The organism is Marinifilum sp. D714 (assembly GCF_030851345.1).
In the GTDB taxonomy this organism is placed as follows: domain Bacteria; phylum Bacteroidota; class Bacteroidia; order Bacteroidales; family Marinifilaceae; genus Marinifilum.
Genome location: NZ_JALPNU010000064.1, coordinates 1 through 913 on the forward strand (window position 1 = coordinate 1; position 913 = coordinate 913).

General features: G+C 42.3%; 1 protein-coding gene. It reads left to right on the forward strand.

All coding sequences use genetic code 11. From position 1 onward, the window contains the following. Nucleotides 1-656: 656 nt before the first annotated feature. A partial coding sequence (locus M0051_RS19555) for a reverse transcriptase domain-containing protein (RefSeq protein WP_306743256.1) occupies nt 657-913 on the forward strand: 257 nt, incomplete at its 3' end.

The window sequence follows — 913 nt, forward strand, 5'->3', positions numbered from 1 at the left end:
AGAGCACACTTATATGTAAGCTCTAGAAAAAGATTAAATATGCAAATATTTGGTCAAAATAGCTAACAATAAGTATGTTATTTTTCCAGAGGGTGCAAGTCCCTTATGTGCTGGGGTAACTCCCGGAAGCATTAGTAAGTCGCAAGCTGGTTTACCGTGAGGTATTCAGTGAAGGAAGCGAGACTGCAAAATTCGGTACTGACGAACAGGAACCTGATATGAGGCTATGAGGTCGGATGAGATAGCACATCTTATCGACGTCCGAACTCCATTTATGGAGGAGAACCGAAATAGTAGATCAGGCAGGAATTGGAGGAAGGAAAATGCTCTTACCAGGGGAGATCTTGTCAACTACGAGTTGGTTAAGGCAAGAGGTCAGCAGATACCATATTAGCTATAGGTAACGAGCCATGAATAGAAACCATGGAGGACTCACAATATAGTGAAGGGTTGAACATTAAGTTGTTCCAAATGTTGCAAGGAAGCTTTCTTAGGATTCTAGCCTTGCATTAAGCGGAACAGGGAAAGAAAAGTAAAACAGGATGATCGAGCAAATACTAACAGGAAAGAACTTATTGAGAGCCATGTACCAAGTCCAAAAGAACCACGGTTCAGCAGGAGTTGATCACATGCCCGTATGTAAATTATCAGAGCTCATGTCGATCAATCGAGATGAGCTGATAGAAAGGGTTCGCTCAGATGAGTATTTGCCACAAGCCATTTTGGGAGTTGAGATTCCCAAAGGAAACGGAAAGATGCGTTTATTAGGCATTCCGACCGTAACCGACCGTTTGCTCCAACAAGCAGTGTTGCAAATTATCACGGCAAAATTCGAGTTTGATTTTTCGGACAGTAGTTATGGCTTTCGTCCCAATCGGAGTTTACATCAGGCAGCTTTAAAATCTCAGGAATA